Raw genomic sequence first — 25,502 nt, 5'->3', positions numbered from 1 at the left:
GCGGCCGGCGCTCCAGCAGGTGTGGAAGCAGTGCCGCGAGACCGGCCGCAACTTCGCCGAAGCCCTCGTCGAAGACGGCGTGGTCGAGCGCGTGGCGATGCGTGACGCGCTGCTGGAGCACAACGCGCGGCAGCTGCGCGCGCTGGTCGAGCGCGCCGCGCAGGGACAGGTCGTCTTCCACTCGGTGCAGCGCGCGTACGCGTCCGAGCTCTGCTTCTCGCTCCACGAGCTCAGCGCCGAGGTGGCGCGGCTCGAGGAGCTCGCCCAGACGGGCACGCGCCTCCGTGCGCCCGAGCACGGCAGCGAGACCAGCGCGCTCACGACCTCTGGTATCGTCCCCCCTACCAACCCCTGGAGCCAGGTCCCCATGTCCACCATCGCCAGCAGCCTCGAACAGATCATGACCCTCGATGGAGCGCTCGCCGCGGCCCTCGTCGACTACGAGTCCGGCATGACGCTCGGAACCACCGGCGGCGGCGCTGGGTTCGACATCGAGCTGGCCGCTTCGGGCAACACGTCGGTCGTGAAGGCCAAGACGCGCGTCATGAAAGACCTCGGCCTGCCCGGCGTCATCGAGGACATGCTCATCACGCTGGAGACGCAGTACCACATCATCCGCCCGCTCACGCGGCACCCCTCGCTCTTCATCTACGTGGCGATCGACAAGCAGCGCGGGAACCTCGGTCTCGCGCGCCACAAGCTGCGCGCGGTCGAAGAGGGCCTGACGCTCTGAGCGCCAGATCCGCGTGGCGCATCTAGACCCAAACTCGGGCGCGATCACGCTGCGCCTGCTGTACGACGGTGCGGCGGGCGCGGGCAAGACCACCAACGTGCGTGTGCTGCACGAGACCTTGTTGAGCGCTCGCGCAGGCGAGCTGCTTTCTCCTGGATCCACGTCGCGGCGCACCGAGTTCTTCGACTGGCGCGCGTTCGACGCGGGCTACATCGATGAGCGGCGCCTGCGTGTGCAGGTGCTGGCCGTGCCGGGGCAGTGGGCCCTGCGGGCGCGCCGCCGACTGTTGCTGCGCGCTGCGGACGCCGTCTGCTTCGTGGCCGACGCCAGCGGTCGCCTTGGCGCACAAGCGCGCATGTTGGCCAGCTTGCGCGCTGCGCGCCCCGACCTCGTGCCGAGCTTGGTGCTGCAGCTGAACAAGACCGACCTGCCCAGCGCGGTCTCCCCGCGCGAGGCCTGCGAGGCGCTCGGTCTGCCCATCGACACGCACGCGATCACCGCGTGCGCTCACGCGCGCGTTGGGGTCGCGGAGACCTTCTCGCTGCTCAGCCGTGCAGCGGTCGCCAACGTCCGGGCTGCTGGGCTGGGTGCGCTCGCCACGGGTGGGTCCAGCGCGGCCGACGCCGAGGAGCTCCATCAGGAGATCCAGGCGCTCGAGGGGCTTTCGTGGCGTGCCGATCACGACGTCGAGCACGACTGGTCGGAAGGCGACGCGTAGGGCTGGGTCCCGTGGCGTGGCGCTGCGTCCGCCACGCCGCGCTGCGTTCAGCGACCTCCGCTCGTGCTGGGTCACGACTCGTCGTCGTCGACCAGTTCTGGGACGCCGATCAGCTTGTGCTGCTTTCCCACAGTGGCGACGGTGACGCGGACGACTCGACCGTAGAGCGGTCGGACGATGTCTTCCATCACAGCATCCCCGACCTGGACGGAGACGGCGGTTGCGTTCGCGCCCGAGAGAAGAATCTTGATGGTGTTCCTCGGCGTCGTCTCGTCCACGCCCCTCAACTCGCCTTCCAGGACGTCGAGTGCGGGGCCCACCGGTAGGGACTTCGCCTTGCGGTCTTCGGAACCGTGCCGACGCATTCGTACGGGCTTTTGAGACCCAGTCGCCGTTGCCACGAGGACATCCACCGAGGTCACCCGCTTCCCGTCGGGTGCCAGCTGTGTCGCGAGTTGTGCAAAGTTCTCGCGATAGAGATCATCGGCGATAGGTGCTCGCAACGCACGTGTCCCGCCTTCGCTGAACGCCAGGAGACACCGTTGCACGTCTTCTACGACCGCAGCGTTCTCGTCCCACAGCTCGCGCTGATCCCCGCCGAGAACAACCTGAACGACCATGCTTCCCGCCGCATACGACAGTCGAGGCTGGAGCTGGCGAACGACGTCTCGTGGGGCGCCACCGTGAAGCCTGAACGGGCGCCGTGCCCTTCGCTCGGCGGTCCTCACGATGATGCTCTGGAGGGCACCTTTCCGACGGTCGACGTCGCCTGCCGATGCCGTGCCGTAGCCAACGGCAGGGCCCTCCAAGTGAAGTGTGACGCTCGACATGGCGGTCGGGGGCGGCAGCGGCTGATGCAGCCGAAGCCTCGCCTCCTCAGCAACGGCTCGCAGCTCCACCTTCACCTTGTTCGGCACTCCGATGTCGGCCAGGCCACAGGCGGCAAGCCGCTCCGCCTCAGAAGCGTCCTCGGCCTCGAGCGCTAGCCACGCCGCGCTGCGGAACAGGATCGAGCGCGAAGGTTGCGTCTCCGCCTTCTGGGCCGACGCCAACTCCAGCCGTTGGGCCTCAGCAAACACATCGCGGGCCTCAGCATGGTCACCGCGTCGCCGAGCGCCTAGCGCTGATTCGACGAGCGCCATGGCCCGGTTGTGGAGTTCGTTGGCTTCGCTCATGGGACGCTCTTTACGGCCGCTCTTGGCAGGGAGAAACCGACGACTACAACGTAGCCCGGCAGAGCGCCATCGCCCGCATCGACCTGCTTTACCTTGGCGGCGACTCTCCGACGCATCGATAGGTCGTCTTCTGCAAGAATACCGGACACTTCTAGGCAGGCACTTCCCTCGAACGGCGCGTTTCCTGTTCCTGAGGTTAGGAAGTAGTCGAAGCCGGTACCCTTCCACGACCGTTGAACGACGTCCAGATCGGTGCCTGCGCGGATGAGAGCAATGGCGATAGCAACAGCACCGTCCTCGGTCGCATCCTGGCGGTCGGCGTGCGACGCGTTCGCTCTCGGATCCAGGTCGCCGCACCTCACGACGACCGCGGACCCGTTGACCTCCATGTGCGCGCCATTGTCGTGTCCTTGGTGTGCGAGGCAGCAGACGGCGGCTTCTACCAGTTGGCCGCAAACGGCAGGGCTCAGATGGTCTGTGCCTTTGGCTAACTGTCTCAGATCGATCTCGTCTGGGGGCGCGAACGTCACGCTGCGCACATCCTCGTCGCTGCTTCCATGTGACGTGGACAGAGGACCCATGTGAACAGTCCGAACGGCGCGGGTGCGCTGTGGTGGGATGGTGTGCGTCGCGACCGTGCACATGCCTTCATGCGGATCATCTCCTCGCGAGGGCTCACGGACCGCAGCCCTGCCCGAGTCGTCCGCAGCGTACCACTTGGCGCCACGCGGGACAGCCTCCGTCTAGACCCGGAGTGGTTGATCGAGGCCCCGAAGGACGCATGGATGCCGCACGGATCGTGGCGCATGCTCGGCGCATGCCTGCACCTATCCTCGCGCCCTTGCTTGCCCTCGCCTTCTGGACCCACCTGATGTGGGCCTTCATGTACGCCACGCGGCTGCCCGCCATGCGGGTCGCGAAGATGACGCCCGACAGCAACGCCCCGCGCGGCGAGCAGATGGCGCAGCTGCCGGCCCGCGTGCGGTGGAAGGCGGACAACTACAACCACTTGATGGAGCAGCCGACGGTCTTCTACGCGGTGGCCCTCGCGAGCGCGCTGATCGCGCCCGCGGACGATTTGGCCGTGACATTGGCGTGGGCGTACGTCGGGCTGCGCGTGGCGCACAGCCTGGTGCAGACGCTGGTGAACCACATCCCCGCGCGCTTCGTGTTGTTCGCGCTGTCGAGCCTGGTGCTCATTGCGCTGACCATGCGCGCAGCCGCTGGCCTGGTCTGACGCCGCGGCTCAGTCGGGCACGCCGCGCAGGTCGAACGGTGGGCAGGTGCAACGCGGGCCGTCTTCGCCCGGGACGAACAGCTGGACCTCCAGCAAGGCCTCCGCGATGAACAGCGTTGCGTGGTAGGGCGTGGCGCGCGTGGCCGGGTCGGTCCGGGGGATGCGTGCCTCGAGGGGCAGCGTCCAGGGGCACTCCACCTGCCCGTCGCCTACCTCGCTGCACACGAGCGCGCCCTGGTCCGTGCCTGCGCGTGGGTCCAGCCACCAGGTGCGCCCACCCGGGATGCGGTGCAGGCCTGCGCGGCGGCGGCGCGCGTCGGGGGGGAGAGCGCTGGGCTGCGGCTGGAACGGGGTGTCGCAGGCGGCCTCGCACTCGGTCAGGGCGCGCAGGGCCTCGCTCGGGGGCAGGCTGGTCGACAGTTCGCGCACCTGCGTGCTCGCGCCGGGCGGGCGGCTCGCGCCGCGCGCTGCGCCATGGTCGGTCGCCGTCAGCTCGTCGTTCCGGCCGTGGAGGTCGAGGTCGAGGTCGCGCGCGGACCCCGGTGAGGCGTCCTCGGGGTCTGGTGTGCTGCTGGCCAGCGCTCCTTCGGGCAGGCCCTCTTCCGGCTGGCTGCGCCGCAGCAGCACCCACGCCAGCAGCGCCAGGCACACCTGGGCGCCGAGGATGCGGGCGGTGGCGAGGGCACGGGCACGGGTGGGGCGGACCATGCGGCCGAACCGGGCTGGGGGGCGTGCGTATTCCCGCGCGCGCGACGTGTCGACGAGGCGGGCTCGGCGACGTCCGTGTCTTGCGTTCGGTTGCACCCCCCACCATGAACGCGCGGCCCGGTCTGCCGGTGGGTGCTGCCATGCCCGGCCAAGGACCGAGCCAGCACGCGGGTCTTGCTGGGGAGCGCGCGTGCATCGAGCATCGGGCGCCACGCCTTCGCACCAGGACCCTCATGCGCACTGCCCTCTACGCCCTCCGCTCGGCCCGTGTCCCAGCCCATTCACCGGTCGCATCGGGTCGCCCAGTGGCCCCGTCGGCGCGACGGATGGCTCACCGAGCGGTCGCGCTGTCGGCGCTCCTGCTGTCCTTCCTCTCGGCATCCTTCGTGGGGTGCGGCGGCGGTGCCAGCACGTCCGCCGGGCCCATCTGCACGGAGATCGGCTGCGCCGACCAGGTCACCATCCGCGTGGACCTGAGCCCCGAGGAGGCCGCCGCCGGTCGGCACGAGTTCGTGATCGACGCGGACGGAACCACCATCACCTGCACGCTCGAGCACACGGACACCTCCGCCGTCGACCACGCTACCTGCGACGGGGGCGCCAGCGTGTTCCTCGGTGCGCGCACGGAGATGGTCGAGATGGAGAGCCCCGTGCCGGGCACCGTCATGGCGGGCGCGCGCGCCGTGCCGGGGGCGTTCGAGATGGTCATCGAGGTGTACGGGCGGCCTGCACGGGTGCGCGTGGTGCACACGCTGGACGGTGTGACGCTGCGCGACGAGACGGCGACGCCCAGCTACGCGGCCACGTACCCCAACGGCGCGAACTGCGAGCCCGTGTGCCAGCAGGCCAGCGTCACCTGGGCGCGGCGTCCGTAGGCGTCGTCGGGGTCGTGGGCGTCGTCGGTGCCGTGGGCGTCGCTCCCGGCGATTCCGCGTCGGGACGCGCGAAGTGGTGCCACTCGCCGCGCACCAGGCGGTCGTGCGGCAGGAAGCGCGCCTTGTAGGCCATGTGCTCGTTGGCCTCGATGTAGAGCCCCAGGTACAGGTGCTGCATGCCCCAGCGGCGGGCCAGCTCCAGCTGCTTGAGGATGGAGTAGGTGCCGAGGCTCAGCCGCGCGAGGTCCGGGTCGTAGTAGCAGTACACGGCCGAGAGCGAGGTCTCGCCCTTGTCCGTGACGGCCACGCCCACCAGGCGATCCTCGAGGTAGTAGCGCATCTCGAACGAGCCGCACAGGCGGTCCACCAGGAAGCGCTGATACGAGAGCATGGTGATGGGGCGCGCGTTGGCGCTCTCGAGACCGCGGACGCGCTTGTGCCGCTCGAACAGCTGGATGCGGTCGCGGTCCGCGATGGGTGGGCCCAGCTCCACACGCAGGGCCTTGTCACCGCGCCGCAGCACGCGCCGGTGTTGGGGCCGCAGCGGGAAGTGCGCCACGTCCAGCCGGATGGCCTCGCAGGCGTGGCAGTCGGCGCAGCTGGGACGGTAGAGCAACGCGCCGTGGCGGCGGTCTCCCTGCTGCAACCGCAGGTCCAGCTCGGCTGGCTGCAGGCGGCGGATGGGCAAGCGCAGCGGCATCAACGCCGTCCGCCCCTCGATGTAGGGACAGGGCTCGGGCTCCGAGTGGACCAAGACCTCGGCCGGAACGCGGTCCAGCAGGCGAGGCAAGGTGTGCAACGGATCCATCCCCCCCATCATGGCGGGCCCGCGCGCGCCACGACAAGGGGGACCGTGTCCGTGCGCGGCGCACACGGTAGGTGCAGCGCGACGTGGGGCTTCGGGAGGTGCCCGCCGGGCGCGCTACTGCCGGCAGGTGCGCGCGCAGTCCTCGCGTGCGGCGCTCTCCGACAGCTCGCGCAGGGGGCTCGACGCCACGCAGGAGCGGATGCAGTCGGGCACGCGGATGCTGGTCACGGTTGAGTGTGCGTGCCCGCGAGGAGGTGAGGTGCGCGCGCGTGGATTGGCTCCGTCGACGGCGTTCCCGGAGGCTGCTTCGACTCGGCCTAGCGACGCGCCCGCGTCCGCGTCGTCGGGGCCGTCGACGGGCGCGTTCACGTTCGCTCCTTGCTGAGCGGTGTCCGCCGGGTCGGTGGGGGGCCCGTCCGACGGCGCCAGCGCCACCGTGTCCCCCGACGCTTCGTTCCGCACGTCGGGCGTCTGCTCTGCGACGTGTGTAGGCTCGTCCGCTTCTCCCCCGCTCTGCGCGGGGGGCGGCGCAGGCGATTCCGAACATCCCATCACGCTCAGCGCGGCGAGGCACCAAGCCAGCAAGGGGAAAGGAGTCATGCCGCGCATGCCCCAACCTACCAGGGATGGGAGACCGCGTGCAGGCCTGTCCCGGAATCCTGGGTCACTGATTCCCAGCAAGACCCTCAGAGTTGGGGGGGAAACCTGCGCGCAGCGCACCGAGCAACGCTTCGGACCCGGTTTCCAGTGGCGACGCAAGCGGCCACCCCGCAGGGGCGCTCGAGTCGGATGCGTGCGCCGATGGCGTCCGCGTCGTCCAATGCTCGGTGGTCGACGCACCGGCGCCGCGAGGGCGACGTCACCTTCGCCCGCGCCCACGTGAGGTTGTAGTTGCCCGACACGTTCGCAAGGCAGAGGCAGTAGCTCTACGCACCCGAGGGCTCGTTCCCCCCCCGTGACGAGAGGGCACGACCGGCGCGCGACGCCCTCGCCCGTCACCACGCGCTCGCCAGAGGGAAGTCGAGGTGGCGCGCAGTGGACTAGCGCAGCGACCGCGCAGAGGTCACGGGTTGTAAATCTCGCGCAGGAACGCGTCGTGACCGCCCAAGCTGAGCTGCCCTGGGAGCGCGTGTTCGACTGCCCCCACTACGAGCGCGCTGCCGCTATTCGTGGACGCTACCGCAAAGGCATAGTCGCTGCCCGCCGTTCCAAACTGCCGAGTCCGAAGAACTGTCCCTTCGGCGCTGTAGGTGACCAGGAAGGCATCGGGACCGCCGAGGGTGACCTGGTCCGGGAGCGCCATGCGGATCACGCCGGCGACTAGGACGCGTCCGTCCGGGGCGATGCTCACACCGGTCGCGCCGTCCGCACCTGTCCCGCCGAACTGTCGCGTCCAGAGGTGGGCACCGTCGCGATCGTACTTGCGTACGAACGCGTCCAAGTGGCCTTGGTGGCTCTGCCCGGGGAGCGCTCCTCGGGTGCTGCCGACGACAGCCACTGCGCCCTCGGCATCGGCGCTCACAGCGTAAGGGGTTTCATCGGCCACCGTCCCAAACTGCCGCGTCCAGAGCAGAGTTCCATCCGCGTCGTACTTCCGAACGAAGACGTCCTGTACGCCCAGGTACGCTTGGCCGGGGAAAGTGCCTTCCGTGCCCCCCACGACCACTACGCTCCCGTCACTGCCGACACTGACGGCCACGGCGAAGTCGCTGTCCGACGTGCCGAACTGCCGAGTCCACAGCAGAGACCCGGCTGCGCTGTACTTCTGCAGGACGGCATCACTGAGGCCGAAGGCACTCTGCCCCGGGAGGGCATGGCCAGCGGACCCCGCCACGAAGACGCTCCCGTCGGTCCCAGCGCTCGCCGCTGCGATGGCCCAAAAGGTGGCGATGTCCCAGCTTAGATGGCCGCCAGAGTTGTACTGCCGGACGAAGTAGGGGTTTGGGCCATCACCCAAGCGGCCGGCGATGACCACCGCTTCGTTTAGGCTCATGGTCACCGAGTAGACGTTGTCCGTGCTGGCTGTGCCGAACTGGCGCGTCCACGCGAGCGTGCCGCCAGCGGAGTACCGCTGGACGAAGGCATCCGCGGCACCTGCGGACGTTTGCATCGTAAAGGCGTCCGTGGTGCGTCCTGCCACGGCGATGCTGGACGCGCTCGCGCTGACGCTCGCCGCCTCGTCATGGCCGGAGGTACCGAACTGAAGGGTCCAGCCAGCGATGACGCAGCTTCGGTCGTGCGACGCGGTGCCGGGCGTACCCTCGTCCTCGTCGTACCCACACTCGCTCCACGGGGTGCACATGCTGACGTTGAGGGAAGCTGGATTGAACGTGCCCGAGGGGCAAGGTGCGCAGAGACGGTCGACCGTGGACGTGCCCACGGCGGTCATGTAGGTGCCACCGCCGCACACTGACCACGCCACGCACGGTGTGGCCGCGTCGGCGTCGTCGTCCCAGGTTTCGGCCGCGCACGCGACGGCGGGACTGGTGGCTCCCGGGCAGTGCTGGCCGGGAGAGCAGGCGGTGCAGACGGGGGGGGAGGTCATGGTACCGGCCACGGTCTGCACCGTGCCGGCGGGGCAATCCCCCGCGGCGATGCACATGGTCTGGTTGGGGCCCGAGGTGTGGGTACCCGGCGGACAGACGATGCAGACGCGGTCGTTGATGTCGCTGCCTGGAGAGTGCTGGCGCTGGCCGGCTTCGCAAGTGGTCCACGGGCTGCAAGCCACGGCGTTGTTGGTGGTGCTGAAGCGACCAGTCGGGCAGGACGCGCAGATGCGATCACCGCCGGGAGCGCCGTTCGCGAGGACGTACTGCCCTGGGTGGCAGGTGCTCCATACCGTGCAGCTGCCGGCGTTCCTGCCGACGCTGAACCTGCCGCTCGGACAGGGAGTGCACTGGTAGCCCGTGCCCGGGCTGCGATACTCACCCGCCACGCAGTCCGTGAGTGCGCAAGCCGGGTCGGGCGACCCCAAGCCACAAGGCGCGCAGGCGCGGTCCGATGTGGCTGTCCCGGCGCGAAACTCGTAGTGGCCGGCAGGGCAGGGTGTCCACTCGACGCACGCGGTCCCTGCGTCGCCCCCCGCTGCCCAGGAACCGTCCGGGCACTCCCCTGATATCGGCCCGCTGTCGCAACCAGCTATCCCACCCAGCGCGACGCTGCCCACCCAAACCCACAATGTACGCGTATTCATGACAACCCTTCCTGGGCCCCTTCTGGCAGCTCCCGGAGCTGTGTCAAGCCAGCGACCGGCGGCCCCGGCCAGACGGCGCTTCGCGCGCTCCTTCCGCCCAACCGATCACTCCTGTTGACTCGCGAGCCCTGCGGCTCAGGTCGGGATGGCGTCGGGGGCGGGAGCGACCTTCTTGGCCGCGACCACGACCATCACCACGATCTTGATGCTGGCGAGGTCGGTGGGGGATGAAGTCCAGCTGGAGGCTGAAGTTGCCGTTCTTGCTCGGCCAGGCGACCCCGATGCGAGTCGACTCGGAGCGGGTCTCGCCGTTGCTGAGGGTGTACTCGCGGAAGGCAACGATGCCGCACGCGCCGCAGGAGCCGAGGTCCGGTCCGAGGTCGCGCCCCAGGTCGTCGCCCAGGTCGGGGGGCGTGGCGTCCATGCCCATGTCGAGCACACCCATGTCGACGACGCGAACGCACGGGTCGAGCGTGTCGTCGAGCACCGTACCAACGGGGCAGTCCGCACTGACGTACCCCACCATGGTCAGCGCGGCGTTCAACGTGAGCGTCGCGCACGTGTTTGTTGTAGTCCCCATGGGCGCTTCGTCAGGAGCCGCAGTAGCCGGCGTTGCAGAAGAACCCGCTTACACACTCATTGGCGACCGAGCAGCCGTAGGTGCACTGGTCGAAAATGGAGCCGACGGTCTCACATCGTCCGCCCGGGACCATGCACTCATCATCCGTCCCCCCGGGACACGGCCGACTCTCGATCATTACTCGCACCGCACTGCACGAAGTCACGGTCTGGTTGAGGCCGCAGTAGTTGCTGGCGGTTGCGCCAGAGAGACTCACTACGTTGACGATGGGCACTGCGTACGGAGCCGAACATCCCGGAGCCTCGCGCAGACAGAACCCGCCCAGCCCAGTGCCCTGGAAGTTCATCGGGACGCACCGGAACGTGTTGCCCGGGCCGCCCTGGATGCACTCCGTGTCCGACACGCACGACTCGCACACGCTGCGGGAGAAGCGTGGCGTTGTGGTGCAGGTGAGCGTGGCGGGGTTGCAGGAGTTGGCGCCGCAGTCCGTCCCCTCCGTCGCCAGGGTGCAGGCGCGGCAGGTGCCGCTGACGCAGCGGGGGCGGCCGCTGATGTGGCTGCAGTGATCGTCCATGGTGCAGGCCGCGCACTCACCGATGGTGTTGCACTGGGGCTTGGACGGCATGGTGCAGTCCACGCTGGCGGTCCCGGGCCGGCACTCGGTGCACGAGGTCTGGTTGAAGCAGCGCTGACCGGGGCAGTCGGCGCTCTCGCTGTCGATGTCGCACAGGGTGCAGTCGCCGGTGCTGGTGTTGCAGGCGGGGGTGGCGCTGCGGTCGTTGCAGTCGCTGCGCTGCTGGCACGAGCCGCAGGTGTGGTCGACAGTGTTGCAGACCGGGTCGGTGAGGGGGCAGTGCGAGTTGTTGCGGCACGCCTCACAGGCGTTGGCGACGCAGTAGGGGGTGCTCCCTTCGCAGTGACCGTCGTTGATGCACTCAACGCAGGTATTCATGCTGGTGCACTGATCGAGGGGCGCGCTGCAGTGGGCGGCGGTGAGGCACGGCACGCACGTATTCGTGTCCGGGTTGCACTCGGTGTCGGGGCCGCACGCCCCGCAGGGGCCCAGGTCCGGTCCGAGGTCAGGCAGCAGGTCGGGGGGCGACGCGTCCATGCCCAGGTCGAGCACGCCCATGTCGCCGACACGGATGCACTGGCCGAGCGAGTCGTCGAGCACCGTACCGACGGGGCAGCCTGCGTTGGCACACCCCACCATGGTTAGCGTCGCGCTGAGTGCGAGTGCCGCGCCTGTGTTCGCTGCGTTCCCCATGGCGTTGCTCAGGAGCCGCAGTAGCCCCCGGCGCAGGTGCTGGCGCTGCCGACCGCGGGACAATCGCTCGGGGTTCCGCATGCGTAGGTGCACCGGTTGTCCTCGGCGCTCACCGTGTCGCACAGCGCGCCATCAGCCATGCACTCTCCTGCGCTGCCACTTGGGCACGAGAAGCCGTCAAGCAAGGCGCGGACTGCGGGGCAACTGGTCGCGGTCTGGTCGATCCCACAGTAGCCGGCGGACGCGAATCCCGAGAGACTCACCGCTGTGATCAGCGTGGTGAACGGGCGGGTACATCCTGTCGGTGGCGGGACATTCGCGACGCGGAGGCAGAACCCGCCCAGCCCAGTGCCCTGGAAGTTCATCGGGACGCACCGGAACGTGTTGCCCGGGCCGCCCTGGATGCACTCCGTGTCCGACACGCACGACTCGCACACGGTACGGGAGAAGCGTGGCGTGCCGGTGCACGTGAACGTGGCGGGGTGGCACGTGTTTCCGGAGCAGTCCGTAGCCTCTGTGGCCGGCATGCACGCAACGCAGGTGCCGCTGACGCAGCGGGGGCGGCCGCTGATGTGGCTGCAGTGATCGTCCATGGTGCAGGCGGCGCACTCACCGATGGTGTTGCACTGGGGCTTGGACGGCATGGTGCAGTCCACGCTGGCGGTCCCGGGCCGGCACTCGGTGCACGAGGTCTGGTTGAAGCAGCGCTGACCGGGGCAGTCGGCGCTCTCGCTGTCGATGTCGCACAGGGTGCAGTCGCCGGTGCTTGTGTTGCAGGCGGGGGTGGCGCTGCGGTCGTTGCAGTCGCTGCGCTGCTGGCACGAGCCGCAGGTGTGGTCGACGGTGTCGCAGACCGGGTCCGTGAGGGGGCAGTCGCCGTTGTTGCGGCAGGCAGCGCAGGTCTCGGCGACACAGTAGGGGGTGCTGCCGTCGCAGTGCGCCTCGGTGAGGCACGCGACGCACTGGTGCATGGCGTTGCACTGGCCCAGCGGGCCGGTGCAGTCGGCGGCGGTGACGCACTGGACGCACGTCATGGAGTCCGGGTCGCAGACGGTGCCGTTGCCGCAGGCGCCACAGACGCCGAGGTCTGGTCCGAGGTCGGGCCCCAGGTCGTCGCCCATGTCCGGGGGCGCGGCGTCCATGCCCAGGTCGAGCACGCCCATGTCCACGTCCAAGCCCACGCAGTCCTGCGCGCCGAGCCGGCCGTCCGCACACGCCTGCCGAACCTGCGCACAGACCTCGGCGTCGAGCTCGCCGCTGGCGCACGCCGCGCCGCAGCGCTGCGATGCCGTGACCTCGCTGCCTGGCGGACAGACGTAGACCGTCTCGGTCAAGCAACCCGCCCCAAACACGCCGCACAGGGCGACGAACCCAACCCGCATCCACTGGTTCACGCCGCCTGGCTAGCACGTCGAGGGGCCTCGAGCACGCACAAGGCGTACCCTGGCGCACTTTGGCGCACATGTCCGTGGGGGCCGCCTCGGAGCGACCCGAGCATGGCCCTTGGGGTTGATCGGGTGCCCGACGGGACGAGACCCCATGACACTGTCACACCCAGCCCGTAGAACGAGAGCTGCCGTGGATCTCCTTCCCGACCCGCTCGCGGCGGCCCACCCCTGCACGCGCCGCTGGTTCGCCAGCGCCTTCCCCGCGCCCACGCACGCGCAGGCGGCGGCGTGGCCGGTCATCGCCAGCGGCGCGTCCACGCTGCTGCTCGCGCCCACCGGCTCGGGCAAGACCCTCTCGGCCTTCCTCGTCGCGCTCGACCGGCTGATGTTCGGGGACCGTGCCACGCACGGCGGCACGCGCGTGGTCTACCTCTCGCCCCTCAAGGCCCTGGGGGTGGACGTGGAGCGCAACCTGCGCGCGCCCCTCGCTGGGCTCGCCGCGCAGGCCGCCCGCGATGGCGTGCCCCACCACGTGCCCAGCGTGGGCGTGCGCTCGGGGGACACCCCACAGAAGGTGCGCGCGCAGCTGGGTCGGCGCCCCCCCGACATCCTCATCACCACGCCCGAGTCGCTCTACCTGCTGCTCACCAGCCAAGCGCGTGCTGGCCTGGCCCACGTGGAGGTCGTCATCGTCGACGAGATCCACGCCGTGGTGGGCACCAAGCGAGGCGCGCACCTGGCTCTCAGCCTCGAGCGGCTGGAGGCGCTTCGGCAGGCCGCGCAGCCCGCGCCCCCGCCGCTGCAGCGCATCGGGCTCAGCGCCACGCAGCGGCCTCTGTCGGAGGTGGCCACGTTCCTGGGTGGCTTCGGGGCCGTCCGCGGCGCGCCGACGGACACCCAGTCCCCAGGCGTGTCGCCGCGTCCCGTGCAGGTGGTGGACGCAGGCCGCACCAAGCGCTTCGCGCTGCAGGTGGAGCTGCCCCCGGAGCTCCCGGCCGAGGAGGGGCCCCCGGGAGACACCGCCGGCGGTCCCGCCGCCCCCAGCATCTGGCCCAGCCTGCACGCGCGCCTGCTGGCGCTGGTCCGGGCGCATCACACCACCTTGGTGTTCGTGAACAGCCGCCGGCTCGCCGAGCGCTTGGCCCAAGCGCTCAACGAGCTGGCGGGGGAGGAGGTGGCCCGCGCGCACCACGGGAGTATCAGCAAGGAAGCCCGCGCGGCCCTCGAGGAGCGTCTCAAGAACGGCACACTGCCCGCCGTGGTGGCCACCTCCTCGCTGGAGCTGGGCATCGACATGGGCGCGGTCGACCTGGTGGTGCAGGTGGAGGCCCCGCCGTCGGTCGCGGCGGGCATCCAGCGCATCGGGCGCGCGGGGCACCAGGTGGGCGCCGTGTCCAAGGGTGTGCTCTTCCCCACCCACCGCAGCGACCTGCTGGCCTGCGCTGCGCTCGTGCAGCACGTGCACGCCGGGCACGTGGAGGAGACGCGCTACCTCGTCAACCCGCTGGACGTGCTGGCGCAGCAGCTCGTGGCCATGCTCGCCACCGAGCCCAGCCGCGCAGACACGCTCTACGCGCGCGTGCTGGGGGCCGCCCCCTTCGCGGAGCTGCCACGACCCGTGTTCGATGGGGTGCTGGACATGCTCAGCGGCCGCTATCCCTCGGACCGCTTCGCGGAGCTGCGTCCACGCATCACTTGGGACCGCACCACCGGCGCGCTCGAGGCCCGGCGTGGCGCCAAGCTGCTGGCGGTGGTCAACGGCGGCACCATCCCGGACCGGGGGCTGTATGGGGTCTATCTGGCCGGCGCCGAGAAGCCCACGCGCCTGGGCGAGCTGGACGAGGAGATGGTCTTCGAGTCGCAGGCGGGCGACGTGTTCCAGCTGGGGGCCACGTCCTGGCGGGTCGAGGAGATCACGCACGACCGCGTGCTCGTCAGCCCGGCCCCGGGCGAAGCGGGCCGCATGCCGTTCTGGAAAGGGGAGCGCCCGTCTCGTCCGCTCGAGTTCGGGGAGGTCATCGGGGCGCTCAGCGAGCGGCTGGCGCGCACGGCTGCTCCCGAAGCACTGGGTGTGCTTCGTGATACCCACGCCCTCGACGAGCACGCCGCCCACGAGCTGCTGCGCTACGTCGACGAGCAGCGCGAGGCAACGGGGGTGGTGCCCAGTGACCGGGTCATCGTGCTGGAGCGCTTCGCGGACGCGGTCGGCGACCGCTGCGTGGCCATCCTCTCGCCCTTCGGCGGGCGGGTGCACGCGCCCTGGGCCGTGGCGGTCAAGCGCCGCCTCGAAGCGGCCTACGGCACCACGCTGGACGTCATGTGGCACGACGAGGGCATGGTCTTCCGGCTGCCCGAGCTGGCCCAGGCGCCGGATCCGAGCCTGTTCCTGCCCGAGTCGGAGGGTATCGAAGACGAGGTCTCGGGCGCCCTGGCCGACACGGCCCTCTTCGCGGCGCACTTTCGCGAGAACGCGGGCCGCGCGCTGCTGCTGCCCAAGCGGCGCCCTGGACAGCGCGTGCCGCTCTGGCTCAACCGGCGGCGCTCGGCCGACCTGCTCGGGGTGGCCGGGGACTTCGGCGACTTCCCCATCGTGCTGGAGACCTACCGCGAGTGCCTGCGCGACGTGTTCGACTTGCCGGGCCTGGCCACCCTGCTGCGGCGGCTCGAGCAGCGCGAGGTGACCCTGAGCGTGGTGGACAGCGTGCGTCCTTCGCCCTTCGCGCGCTCGCTGCTCTTCAGCTGGGTAGGCAACTACCTCTACGACGACGACGCGCCCGTGGCGGAGCGCCAGGCCCGCGCGCTCACCCTGGACCACGCTCAGCTGCGGGCGCTGCTGGGCGAGCCCGACCTGCGCAAGCTGCTCGACCCTGCCGCCATCGAGGACGTGACGTACAGCCTGCAGCACCTGGACACGCGGCGGGCGCGCTCGGCCGACGGCGTGCACGACCTCCTACGCGACCTCGGTGCGCTCACCCCGGCGGAGCTCGCCCGGCGCTACCAGGGCGACGAGCCTCTCGAGGCCGTGCTGAACACCCTCCGAGTCCGGACGCGTGTCGTGGAGATCGCGCTGGGCGGCGAGCCCCACCTCATCGCGGCAGAGGACGCGGCGCGCTACCGCGACGCGCTCGGCGTGGCGTTGCCCGCGGGGCTCCCCGAGGCCTTCCTGGCCCCCGTCGCGGACCCTCTGGGTGACCTGGTGGGCCGCTACGCGCGCACCCACGGGCCGTTTCGCGCCGCCGACGCGCAGCGCGCCCTGCACCTCACCGTGGCGGCCACCGAGCTCGCGCTGCGTGCCCTGGTCAAGGCCGGGCGGCTCTCGGAGGGGGCCTTCCTGCCCAGCGGCGAGGGTCACGAGTATTGCGACGAGCAGGTGCTCAAGCGCCTGCGCCGCGCTTCGCTGGCCAAGCACCGACGCGAGGTGGAGGCCGTCCCGGCGGAGACGCTCGGGCGCTTCCTGCCCGCGTGGCACGGCGTGGGCGCCGCGCGGCGCGGTCCCGAGGCGCTGCTGGACGTCATCGCGCAGCTGGAGGGCTACCCGCTGCCCGCCTCGGACCTCGAGCGGAGCGTGCTGCCCGCGCGGTTGCCGGGCTTCGATCCGCGCGACCTGGACGCGCTGCTCTCGGCGGGCGATGTGGTGTTCCAAGGCCAGGGCGCGCTGGGCGCTCGCGATCTGCGCGTGGCCCTCTACCTGGCCGAGCACGTCGACACGCTGGTGGAGCCTCCATGCACGCCGTCCGCGACGCGGGTGCCGGGTGGTCCGGACGAGGCGCCCACGGAGAGCCTGGCCGCACGAGTGCTGCGCACGCTGGCCGAGCGCGGTGCGCTGTTCTTCCACGAGCTCCTGAGCGAGACGCGGGGGTTCCCCGCCGACGTGCTGGCCACGCTGTGGGGCCTGATGGCGGACGGCGTAGTCACGAACGATACGTTTCTGCCCCTCCGGCGCATGGGCAGCGACGCGCGCGACAGCCGCGGGCCTGCGCGGCTGCGGGGCGTCGCCAACCGGGCGCGCGCCACCCGGCACGCCCCGCCTGGCGGGGAGGGTCGCTGGTCGCTGCTCTTTCCGCCAGGATTCACGTTGGATACCCCCGTGACCCCCACCGAGCGGGCCGAGGCGCGCGTCACCCGCCTGTTGCTGCGTCATGGCGTGGTCTTGCGCGAGAGCCTCACCAGTGAGTCCTGGCAGGGCGGGTTCGCCGGCGCGTACCCGGTGCTGGAGGCGCTCGAGACCACGGGGCGCGTGCGGCGTGGCTACTTCGTGGACGGCCTCGGCGGGCTGCAATTCGCCTGGCCGGGCGCGGCCGAGCGCCTGCGACAGCTGCGCACCCGGGCCGCCGAGGCGCCTGCCGAGGTGCTGCAGCTGGCCGCCACCGACCCCGCGCAGCCCTACGGTGCGGTGCTGCCCTGGCCGGTGGGGCCGGGCCGCTTCGCGCGGACCGCAGGCGCCCGCGTGTGGTTGGTGGACGGCGCGCTCACCGCGTACCGTGGGCCCAGCGGCAAGAACCTCGTCACCGTGTTGCCCGACACCGAGCCGCAGCGCGCGCGCGGGGCCGCCGTCCTGGTCGCCGCCCTCGCCACCTGTCCCGACGCCACACACCTCGAAGCGGTGGATGGCGCGCACCCGCGCGAGTCCGCGCTGGCCCCCTGGCTCGAGGCCGCAGGCTACCGTGCCTCGGCGCGGGGGGTCTTCCGCCGCGCATCGACAGACCCGGGGTCCGCGGGTACGAACCACCCACCATGAGCGCGCTCCCTCAGTACGGCAGGCATCTCCACCCCACGGCCACCATGCGGGCCGTGCTCGTCGACCGCTACGGCCCGCCGGAGGTGCTGCGCCCCGCGGTGGTCCCGCGCCCCGTGCCCACGCGCGGTCAGGTGCTGGTGCGCACGCGCTTCATCGGCGTGAACCCCAAGGACGTCATCGTGCGCAAGGGCAAGTTCCAGGTGGTGACGGGCAAGCGCTTCCCGCTTCTGGTGGGCCACGACATCGCGGGCGAGGTGGTCGAGGCCGGGCCCGGCGCCGACCTGCCGGTGGGCACGTCCGTGTTCGGGATGATCAACGACTTCGCGGGCCGCGCCTACGCCGAGTACGCCGCCGTGGACGCTCAGTCGCTGGCTACCGCGCCCGCCAGCGTGGACCTGCGCACCGCCGCCGCGGTGCCTCTCGCGGCCCAGACCGCGCTCCAAGGCCTGCGCGACGAGGGGCGCGTGGCGCCCGGGCATCACGTGCTCGTCAACGGCGCGTCCGGCGGGGTGGGCGTGTTCGCGGTGCAGATCGCCAAGCTGCTGGGCGCCGAGGTGACCGCGGCCTGCAGCGCGCGCAACGCCGAGCTGGTGCGCAGCCTGGGCGCCGACCACGTGGTGGACTACGCGACCACCCCGCTGCCCGAGCTGGCCACCCGCTTCGACTGCGTGTTCGACGTGTTCGGCAACTACCGCTTCGACACGCTGCGGCCGCTGCTCACGCCCGGCGGCACCTACGTGCAGACCATCCCCAGCGGGCGCATCGTGCGTGACATCGCGCGGACCGTGCTCAGCGCCCAGCGCGCGCGCCTGGTGGTGGTGCGCTCCCACCGCGCCCAGCTCGAGTGGCTGCGCGCCCACATCGACGACGGCACCCTCCGGGTCGTGGTCGACCGCTCGTTCGCGCTCGACGACGCGGCCGAGGCCCACCGCTACCTCGAGACCAAGCGGGCTCGCGGCAAGGTCGTGCTGCACGTGGACGGATGATCCGCGCCGCGACTCGCGTAGTATCGCGCATACGATGCCATCCGAGTCCACCGTGCTGCGCTGCGGCAACTGCGGCGCCAACCTGTCGCCCGTCCCGGGTCAGAACGTGGTCCAGTGCGAGTATTGCGCGCAGGCCACCTACCTGACGCAGACGGTCATGAACATGCCCGGGGTAGGGCGCGAGCAGCCGGCGGCGAGCCGTGACTCGGACCTGCACGCTCGCATGATGGAGGGCCCCACGGCGCGCCCCGCCAAGGGCCGAGGGAGGCGCCTCACGACGCGCGACGGCAGCCGCGAGGTGCTGTGCCCGGTCGAGCGCGCCATCTGGCCCAAGCACGCGACGGCCTCCACGACGTACGGCGGCTCGTGGTCGCCCTCGGCCATGGTCGGGCCCCCCAAGGTCTTCCCTCGCTACGGCGACATCGGCGGAGCGTGGGCGCCGTCCTCCAGCAACAGCCGCGTGGAGTGGGTGTGCGTGGAGTACGACAGCACCCAGCCCGTCACGGGCCTGCGCGTGTACGAGACCTACAACAGCGGCCGCGTCTATGCCGTAGTGGACCAGACCGACGGGGAGGAGCTGGTGTACTACGGCGAGGTCAGCCCGAAGAGCGAGTCATGTGCACTGGACGTGACCTTCGACGCGCCGCGCGTCGTGCGCAAGCTGCGCGTGTACCTCACCAACACCAGCGGCTACACCGAGATCGACACCGTGGCGCTCCTCGCGCGCGACCCCCTGCCCCTCGAGCAGCGTCCGTACATCCCGCCACCCACGAAGGAGCTCTCGGTCGGCGGCGCCATGTGGGCCTTCGCGCTGGTCATCGTCGGCCTCGTCGTGGGCGTGGTGGTGGCGGTGCGCGGCTGCAACGGGAGCGGTGAGTCGAGTCAGCAGTACGCGGTACCGACGTCGACGCTGCCGGGCACCACCATCCTCATGGGCACCGAGCCGCTGTCCGAGATCCAGCGCCGTGGCCCCCGCTGGGCCTCCTCCGTGGTCGACTTCTCCTCCGAGTACACCAGCGACGGCAACTCCGCCCAGCGCGCGACGGGCGCCCCCGACGTGTATCCGACCGCGGGCGACCTCCCGAACGCGTGGGCCACGCGCCTCGCGGACGGCGGCATCCAACACATCACGCTGCGTTATGCGGAGCCCGTGCTCACCACCGCCGTGTTCTGGCTCGAGACCTACAACCCCGGCGCCGTGGTGCGCGTGGACGACGTGAGCGATCCGGCGCAGGTCGTGACCTTGTTCTCCGGCATCGAGCCCACGCGAGGGGTGACTGGCGCTGCGGCTGTCGAGGTGCGCCTGCCCGAGCCGCGCTCGATCCACACCGTACGCCTGTACCTCGACACGAACGCGGTGACGGGCTGGAACGAGATCGACGCTGTCGCGCTCATTCCCTGACGACTGGGTCGCCGCGACGTCGCTCGGCCTGCGCGGCGCGCGGCGGTCTCCCAGCGGCCGGGCGCGGCGCGCGGCGGTCTCCCAGCCGGGCGTCACCCGAGGAGCTGCCGCGCCCCCCGACGCGACGGCCGGCGGTGGCGCGTTTCCACCTGGTTTCACGGTCATTTCCCGGTCGCAACTTCGACTCGTCCATGCACGCGGAGGGGGCGCCCACGCGCGGCGCTCGATACCCTGCCAAGACCGTGACCGCTCTGACGCGCAGCTTTCGGACCATCCATGGCTATCAACGCGCGTTCATCCGGGCTGGCAGCGGGCCCGCTCTGCTGCTGATCCACGGCATCGGCGACGACGCCGACAGCTGGGCCGACGTCATCCCCGCGCTCGCCAAGGACTTCACCGTCATCGCCCCCGACCTGCTGGGGCACGGTGCGTCCGACAAGCCGCGCGCCGACTATTCCATCGGTGCCTACGCCAACGCCATGCGCGACCTGTTGAGCGTGCTCGACGTGGACCGCGTGACGGTGCTCGGACACTCACTGGGCGGCGGCGTGGCCATGCAGTTCGCCTATCAGTACCCGGAGCGCTGCGAGCGCCTCGTGCTGGTCGGCACCGGAGGGGTGAGCCACGAGGTCCACCCCGTGCTCCGGTTCGTGGCCGCGCCCAACGCGGACCTGGTGCTACCCCTGCTGCAGGCCCCTGGTGCCAGGCTGCTGGGGCGTGGCGTGTTCACCGCCCTGCGCCTGCTGGACACCGACATCGGCCGCGACTCGAGGCAGCTGATGCGCATCTTCGAGGCGCTGCCCAATACCGCATCCCGGCGCGCCTTCGTGCGCACGCTGCGGGGCGCCGTGGACTGGCGCGGGCAGGCCATCACCATGCTGGACCGCTGCTACTTGGCCAAGGACATGCCCACGCTGGTGGTGTGGGGCTCGCGCGATGGCGTCATTCCGGTCAAGCACGCCGCGCGCATCCACGCCGCGATGCCGTCGAGCCGCCTCGAGGTCTTCGACGGGGCTGGGCACTTCCCCCACCAGGACGACCCCGCTCGCTTCCTCGCGCTGTTCCGCGCGTTCTACGACGGCACGAGCCCCTGTGTACACAGCGCCGACGAGTGGCGCGTGCTGCTGCGCCGTGGGGTGGTCACGGCGCCTGGGGTCGCCGGGGCAGAGCGCGACCGAGCCCACCCGTCGCTCGCCTGAGATGGCCCAAGGTCCGCGCTTTCGCCGCCGGCTGACGTCGCGTAAGTGGTACACCAGGCCATGTCGTTGGACCCACCGGATTGGGGTTCGGGCGTGCGCACGCACCCGGACGGCGCTGTGGTGACGAGCGATGGCCTCGTGACCCGCGCGGACCCCATCCGTCCGTCTACCGCGGGCATGCCCTCCCACCTGGGGCGCTTCCGTGTGGAGCAAATGCTGGGGGCAGGGGGCATGGGCGTCGTGTACCTGGCGACGGACCCCCACGAGCCGGAGGGCTCGCGCGCCGTCGCGCTCAAGACGCTGCGCTCGGCGGACCCGATGGCGCTCATGCGTTTCAAGAGCGAGTTCCGCTACACGGCCGCGCTGGCGCACCCCAACCTGGTGAAGCTGTACGAGCTGGGCGTGGCCGAGGACACGTGGTTCTTCACCATGGAGCACGTGCCGGGTGTCGACCTGGGCGAGCACCTGGCGAAGCGCAGCCCACCCGGGGCGCTGCGCGCGCCCGTCCTGTGTGACGCCTTCGCGCAGCTGGTGGAGGGGCTCTCGGCCTTGCACGCGGCCGGCGTGCGCCACCTCGACCTCAAGCCCAGCAACGTGGTGGTGGCCCCGGATGGGCGCGCCGTGCTGCTCGACTTCGGCATCGCGGCGCTGCGCGGGGGGCAGACGCGCGGGGCCGAGGGACAGCGCGTGGTCGGGACCCCGCTCTACATGGCGCCCGAGCAGGCGCGGGGCGCCCCGACCGACGCACGCTCCGACTGCTACGCGCTCGGCGTGATGCTCTACGAGGCGCTGGTGGGCCTGCGCCCCTTCGAGAAGCCCGGCGACTCGGCCTTGACGGTCATCATGCGCAAGTGCTCCGAGCCCCTGCCGCACCCATCCGACATGGCGGAGCTGCCAGAGGACTGCCTGCCGCTGGCCGACCTGGCCTACGGGTTGATGCAGCGCGACCCCAGCCAGCGACCCACGCTCGAGGCCGCGCTCGCCGTCCTGCGGCCCGAGCAGGGCGGGGTGGGGCCCAGCTTGAGCGCCACGGCCGCCGCGCTCGTCGGACGCGAGGACGAGCTGGACGCCATCCTCGATGCCTACCACGCACGTGACGCCGACCGGCCGAGCGTGCTGCACCTGCGCGGTCTCTCTGGCGTGGGCAAGTCGCGCCTGTGCGACGAGGCGGTGTCGCGCCTCGGTCGCGTGGCCACGGTGCTCAACGCCAAGTGCCACGAGTTCGAGGCCATCCCCTACAAGGGCCTCGACGACTTGGTGGACCAGCTCGTGCTGCGCTTGTGCGCCACGCCAGACGTTGCGCGGGCCCAGCTCGTCGGCGAGGACGTCGCGCACGCCGCCCGCATGTTCCCGGCCATCTTCGGGGCCTTCCCCGAGCTGCCGCGCCTGCCCGCGCAATCCGGGGGTGTGGACGTGCGCGAGCGCGCCTATGCCGGGCTGGCCCAGCTGCTCGAGGCGCTGCACCTCGAGCGACCGCTGTGCCTCGTGCTGGACGACGCGCAGTGGGGCGACGCTGGCGCGGGGCACGTGCTCGCGTCGCTGCTCACGCCCCCCCTCTCGCTGCCCATCTTCTGGGTGCTGGCGTACCGCTCCGACGAGGTGGAGACCAGCGCGCTGCTGCAGCAGCTGGCCCCGCTCGCGGGGCGTGACTTCCACCAGGAGACGCACATCGACCTGGCACCGCTCTCGGCGACGGCCGCGGTGGAGCTTGCGCGTCGCTGCAGCCACGACGTGGACACCCTCGAGCTCAACGAGCTGGTGGCCGACGCTGGCGGCAACCCGTTCTTGATCGAGCAGCTGGCGCTCCACGGAGCGCGCACGCGGGCGCGCGTCAGCGTGCAGGACGTGGTCCGCGCACGGTATCAGGAGCTCTCCGACCAGGCCCGCAGCGTGTTGCGCACCGTGTCCGTCGCGGGTCAGCCCCTCGAGCAGCAGCTGGTCATGCGCGCCGCTGCCGTGAACGACGTGCGCGCCACCGTCGCCACGCTGGCCGCCAAGTCGCTGGTGCGCGTGGACGGGGCCGGCCCGGGCGCGCGGGTCGTGGCGTATCACGATCGCATCCGCGAAGGGGTGCTGCTGGTGCTCGCGCCCGAGGAGCGTCGCCACTGCCACGCCGCGCTGGCGAGGGAGCTGCTGGCCGAGCAGAGCGTCCCGCCGCAGCTCGTCGCGTCCCACCTGCATGGGGCGGGGCAGCTGCAGGAGGCCGCGCAGTACGCGCTGCGCGCGGCCGAAGAAGCGCTCGGCAGCCTGGCGTACCAATCTGCCGCCGACTCCTACCGGGATGCGCTGCGCTGGTCCGGGGAGGACTTGGCCGACGTCCAGGCGGTGCGTCGCGCCTACGCCGACGCGCTCCATCAGGCGGGGCGCTGCGACGAAGCGGGGGCCGCCTACCTGCGCGCGACGGCCGGGGTCAGCGACCGGCGCGCGCGGATGGAGCTGCAGCGGCTGGCCGCGGAGGCCCTCTTGTCTGCCGGCGCGGTGCGCGAGGCGTTCGAGATCCTGCGACCCCTCTTCGCGGACGCGGGCGTGCCCTTCCCGAAGGACAGCGGGGCCGCGCTGCGCGGGCTCCTGTGGGCCACCGCGCAAGTCCGAATGCGCGTGCGGGGGGACCTGGCCCTCGGGAGCCGACGCGTCGACGAGGACGCGGCGTTCAAGAGCGCGCTGTGTTGGTCCGTGGGCAAGGGGCTCAGCAACATCGCGCCGGTGGAGGGCACGGTCACCATCCTGCGCAGCCTGCTCTACGCGCTCGACTCGGGCTCGCCGCGGGCCATCGCGAACGGGCTCTTGTTCGTGGGGTCGGGCTTCACGCCCTTCATGGGGTCGCGACCGGACGACTTCATGGGCTTGGCGCGGCGCATCGCCGACGCTGACGAGTCCCCCGCGCTGCGCGGCCTCCTGCACGTGGCGTGGTGCCAGCGGGGGCTGCTGGAGGGTACCTGGGACGCGGCCATCGAGCATGGGGACCGCGCCGTGCTGTTGCTCTCGTCCGCGCCCGAGCCCACGGCGTGGAGCGTGGCCGTCGCGCGCACCACCATCACCGCGTGTCTCGAGTACCGCGGGCGGCTGGGCGAGATGCGCTCCCGCAGCGAGGAGTTCCTGCGGCAGACCGCCAACAGCGGCGAGCAGATCACCTTCGTCATGGTCACCAGCGCGGTCGGCTTCACGCTGGGCGCGGCGGGTGACGCGGAGGGGCTCGCGCGCGCCATCGACGACATGCGCCGCACCATGCACTCGTGGACGGTGGACTTCGGCATGTGGGACTTCTACCGCCTGCGACTCGAGGTGCTGGAGCGGCTGATCGGTGAGCAGCCGGAGAGCGCGCTCGCGCTGGTCGACGCCGCGTGGCCGGCCATCCGCGCCGCGAACCTGCTGCGCGTGCCGGTCGTGCTGCCCGCCATCCTGCACGTGCGGCTGGCGGCCGAGGTCGCGGCCTGGTGCGCGCGCCCCGGTGACCGACGCTTGCGTCGCCGGGTCGAGCGTACGCGAGACGAGCTGCGCGTGGTGAAGCGCCCGGATGGGCCCGCGCTGGCGCTCGTCGCGCAGGCGGCGCTGTCTCTGGCCTCGGAGGCTTCGGGTGTCTCGTCGGGTTCGGGGGCCTCGCGCGCTGCGGGGGCCTCGCACACGGCGAGTTCCTCGAGGGCGCGTGAGGCGGCGCGCGCCGAGCTCGAGCGCGCGCTCGCGGCCTGCGACGCGGCCCGGCTGGGGGCGCACGCGCTCCTCTGCCGGCGCGCGCTGCTCGAGCTGGGCGCTGAGGGTGCGGCCGCCGACGACAAGGCACTCATGGACAGTCTCGCGGCCCACGGCATCGCCGACCCCCCGCGCTGGGCGCGCTACGTCACGCCCGGCTTCGGCGCGGGTCAGCTGTTGCGCCCGCTCACGTGACCGCCCGCCGCGCGCGCCGTCGCTCGGAGAGGATGCCCGCCCACGCCAGCTGCGGGAGCTCCCGGCGCATCCAGGCTGGGTCCAGCTCGGCTCCCGCGAGGTAGCGGCGGCAGGCCTCGTGGCTGGCTCCGAGGATGCTCACGTCCAGCGCCAGCACCGACCACGACGGGAGGTCCCCGGCGGCGACGAAGGGCGCGACGTGGTGCACCACCGGGGCCAGCAGCGCAGCCTTGCGCTCTTGCAGACGCGCGGCCGCCTCCGGCTCGTACTCGAGCGCCGTCGCTTGATACATGTAGCGGGCCTCCGCGGGGTGGGCGAGCACCCACTCGAGGTGCGCCTCCACCAGCGCGAACACGGCTCCGCGCGCGCCACGCGTGCCGACCACACGCTCGGTCAGGTGGGCGAAGAGCTGCTCGAACGTACGCAGCAAGAGCGCGAGGCGCAGCGCGTTCAGGTCGGCGAACAGGTTGTAGACGCTCGAGGGGCTGGCGCCGGCCTCACGGCGGATCTCCTCGATGCCCACCCTCAGCACCGAGGAGCGCGTGCAGCACACCAGGGCCGCGTCCAGCAGCGCCTCCCGGCGCAGAAGACCGTCTCGCCGTCGCGTCACGGG

Annotated in this window: 20 protein-coding genes; 10 read left to right on the top strand and 10 right to left on the bottom strand. The window is 71.4% G+C overall.

The window, feature by feature from the left end:
- Nucleotides 1-367 precede the first annotated feature (367 nt).
- Complete coding sequence (locus H6726_03330) at nt 368-733, top strand: hypothetical protein (GenBank protein ID MCB9656659.1); 366 nt, start codon at nt 368-370, stop codon at nt 731-733.
- A gap of 13 nt (nt 734-746) precedes the next feature.
- Entirely contained in the window at nt 747-1,451 is a 705-nt protein-coding gene (locus tag H6726_03325) for a GTPase domain-containing protein (protein ID MCB9656658.1), read from the top strand.
- Nucleotides 1,452-1,522: 71 nt separating this feature from the next.
- Here the strand turns inward: H6726_03325 and H6726_03320 are convergent, their stop codons facing one another.
- The gene (locus H6726_03320; protein MCB9656657.1) at nt 1,523-2,626 is read right to left on the bottom strand and encodes a tetratricopeptide repeat protein; all 1,104 of its coding nucleotides are present in this window, start codon (nt 2,624-2,626) and stop codon (nt 1,523-1,525) included.
- Nucleotides 2,623-3,015: a hypothetical protein gene (locus H6726_03315; protein ID MCB9656656.1), complete on the bottom strand. Its 393-nt coding sequence runs from the start codon at nt 3,013-3,015 to the stop codon at nt 2,623-2,625. The genes H6726_03320 and H6726_03315 overlap by 4 nt, the downstream gene beginning before the upstream one ends.
- A 428-nt stretch (nt 3,016-3,443) precedes the next feature.
- Between H6726_03315 and H6726_03310 the strand changes: the two genes are divergently transcribed.
- Complete coding sequence (locus H6726_03310) at nt 3,444-3,863, top strand: MAPEG family protein (protein MCB9656655.1); 420 nt, start codon at nt 3,444-3,446, stop codon at nt 3,861-3,863.
- A gap of 9 nt (nt 3,864-3,872) precedes the next feature.
- On the opposite strand, the gene H6726_03305 is transcribed toward H6726_03310, so the two are convergent.
- Nucleotides 3,873-4,571, bottom strand: coding sequence for a hypothetical protein (locus H6726_03305; GenBank protein ID MCB9656654.1), 699 nt, complete (start codon nt 4,569-4,571; stop codon nt 3,873-3,875).
- A 326-nt stretch (nt 4,572-4,897) separates the two neighbouring features.
- On the opposite strand from H6726_03305, the gene H6726_03300 reads away from it, so the two are divergent.
- A complete protein-coding gene (locus tag H6726_03300; protein ID MCB9656653.1) occupies nt 4,898-5,446 on the top strand; it encodes a hypothetical protein in 549 nt (182 codons plus the stop codon).
- Here the strand turns inward: H6726_03300 and H6726_03295 are convergent.
- The 3 genes from H6726_03295 to H6726_03285 all read right to left on the bottom strand — a co-directional run bounded on the left by H6726_03295 (nt 5,424) and on the right by H6726_03285 (nt 8,799).
- Nucleotides 5,424-6,254 (bottom strand): arginyltransferase, encoded by an 831-nt coding sequence (locus H6726_03295; GenBank protein MCB9656652.1) that lies wholly within the window; start codon nt 6,252-6,254, stop codon nt 5,424-5,426. The two genes, H6726_03300 and H6726_03295, sit on opposite strands and share 23 nt — an antisense overlap.
- Nucleotides 6,255-6,368: 114 nt before the next feature.
- Entirely contained in the window at nt 6,369-6,854 is a 486-nt protein-coding gene (locus tag H6726_03290) for a hypothetical protein (GenBank protein MCB9656651.1), read from the bottom strand.
- Between the two features lie 463 nt (nt 6,855-7,317).
- The gene (locus tag H6726_03285; protein MCB9656650.1) at nt 7,318-8,799 is read right to left on the bottom strand and encodes a hypothetical protein; all 1,482 of its coding nucleotides are present in this window, start codon (nt 8,797-8,799) and stop codon (nt 7,318-7,320) included.
- Here H6726_03285 and H6726_03280 point away from each other — a divergent pair.
- Nucleotides 8,798-9,157 carry a hypothetical protein gene (locus tag H6726_03280; GenBank protein MCB9656649.1) on the top strand — a complete coding sequence of 120 codons (360 nt, stop codon included), beginning with the start codon at nt 8,798-8,800 and terminating at the stop codon, nt 9,155-9,157. The two genes, H6726_03285 and H6726_03280, sit on opposite strands and share 2 nt — an antisense overlap.
- Before the next feature lie 333 nt (nt 9,158-9,490).
- On the opposite strand, the gene H6726_03275 is transcribed toward H6726_03280, so the two are convergent.
- The 3 genes from H6726_03275 to H6726_03265 all read right to left on the bottom strand — a co-directional run bounded on the left by H6726_03275 (nt 9,491) and on the right by H6726_03265 (nt 12,688).
- Nucleotides 9,491-10,027: a hypothetical protein gene (locus H6726_03275; GenBank protein ID MCB9656648.1), complete on the bottom strand. Its 537-nt coding sequence runs from the start codon at nt 10,025-10,027 to the stop codon at nt 9,491-9,493.
- A gap of 10 nt (nt 10,028-10,037) precedes the next feature.
- On the bottom strand, nt 10,038-11,240 hold the full coding sequence (locus tag H6726_03270) for a hypothetical protein (GenBank protein ID MCB9656647.1): 1,203 nt from the start codon (nt 11,238-11,240) through the stop codon (nt 10,038-10,040).
- A 62-nt stretch (nt 11,241-11,302) separates the two neighbouring features.
- Nucleotides 11,303-12,688 (bottom strand): hypothetical protein, encoded by a 1,386-nt coding sequence (locus H6726_03265; GenBank protein ID MCB9656646.1) that lies wholly within the window; start codon nt 12,686-12,688, stop codon nt 11,303-11,305.
- 145 nt (nt 12,689-12,833) lie between these two features.
- Between H6726_03265 and H6726_03260 the strand changes: the two genes are divergently transcribed.
- From H6726_03260 to H6726_03240, 5 genes are all read left to right on the top strand, one after another.
- Nucleotides 12,834-17,420, top strand: a complete 4,587-nt coding sequence (locus H6726_03260; protein MCB9656645.1) for a DEAD/DEAH box helicase — start codon at nt 12,834-12,836, stop codon at nt 17,418-17,420.
- Nucleotides 17,417-18,406 (top strand): NAD(P)-dependent alcohol dehydrogenase, encoded by a 990-nt coding sequence (locus H6726_03255; GenBank protein MCB9656644.1) that lies wholly within the window; start codon nt 17,417-17,419, stop codon nt 18,404-18,406. The genes H6726_03260 and H6726_03255 overlap by 4 nt, the downstream gene beginning before the upstream one ends.
- 34 nt (nt 18,407-18,440) lie before the next feature.
- Nucleotides 18,441-19,808, top strand: a complete 1,368-nt coding sequence (locus H6726_03250) for a discoidin domain-containing protein (GenBank protein MCB9656643.1) — start codon at nt 18,441-18,443, stop codon at nt 19,806-19,808.
- Between the two features lie 191 nt (nt 19,809-19,999).
- Nucleotides 20,000-21,007, top strand: coding sequence for an alpha/beta hydrolase (locus tag H6726_03245; GenBank protein ID MCB9656642.1), 1,008 nt, complete (start codon nt 20,000-20,002; stop codon nt 21,005-21,007).
- A 60-nt stretch (nt 21,008-21,067) separates the two neighbouring features.
- The gene (locus H6726_03240) at nt 21,068-24,889 is read left to right on the top strand and encodes a protein kinase (protein MCB9656641.1); all 3,822 of its coding nucleotides are present in this window, start codon (nt 21,068-21,070) and stop codon (nt 24,887-24,889) included.
- Here H6726_03240 and H6726_03235 read toward each other — a convergent pair.
- Nucleotides 24,882-25,499 (bottom strand): TetR/AcrR family transcriptional regulator, encoded by a 618-nt coding sequence (locus H6726_03235; protein MCB9656640.1) that lies wholly within the window; start codon nt 25,497-25,499, stop codon nt 24,882-24,884. The two genes, H6726_03240 and H6726_03235, sit on opposite strands and share 8 nt — an antisense overlap.
- Between the last annotated feature and the right edge of the window lie 3 nt (nt 25,500-25,502).

The sequence above is a fragment of the Sandaracinaceae bacterium genome (assembly GCA_020633055.1).
GTDB lineage: Bacteria > Myxococcota_A > Polyangia > Polyangiales > Houyiibacteriaceae > JADJJE01.
Note: the sequence above shows the minus strand (reverse complement) of the source record. Positions and strands in the feature narration are given on the sequence as shown.